The organism is Terrisporobacter petrolearius (genome assembly GCF_020748185.1).
Classification (GTDB): domain Bacteria; phylum Bacillota; class Clostridia; order Peptostreptococcales; family Peptostreptococcaceae; genus Terrisporobacter; species Terrisporobacter petrolearius.
Genome location: NZ_JAHZMO010000175.1, coordinates 1 through 460 on the forward strand (window position 1 = coordinate 1; position 460 = coordinate 460).

Genomic DNA, 460 nt, shown 5'->3' on the forward strand with positions numbered 1-460 from the left:
CGTTAATCTGGCGAACCGTCTTTCCGAAACGTTTGCTGTGATGAATGCGCCAGGAATTAAAGATGCTTATGTCAATGGGCAAAAATATCGCACAACAAACCGTAATGGAGTGGTGGTATACGACGGAATGACACCTTATCGGGAAAATCACCTGATGCTGGATGTGTCGCAAAGCGATAGCGAAGCAGAATTACGTGGCAACCGGAAAATTGCCGCCCCTTATCGCGGCGCGGTTGTACTGGTTAATTTTGATACCAATCAGCGCAAGCCCTGGTTTATAAAAGCGTTAAGAGCGGATGGGCAACCATTAATGTTTGGTTATGAAGTCAATGATATCCATGGTCATAATATTGGCGTTGTCGGTCAGGGAAGCCAGTTATTTATTCGCGCCAATGAAGTACCGCCATCGGTTAATGTAGCAATTGATAAGCAACAAGGACTTTCATGCACAATCACCTTC

At 45.2% G+C, this 460-nt stretch carries 1 protein-coding gene; it reads left to right on the forward strand.

Annotation, left to right across the window (positions count from 1 at the left end; genetic code table 11):
* On the forward strand, positions 1 to 460 hold a 460-nt coding region (locus K0040_RS22525; RefSeq protein ID WP_228110461.1), incomplete at both ends, for a fimbria/pilus outer membrane usher protein.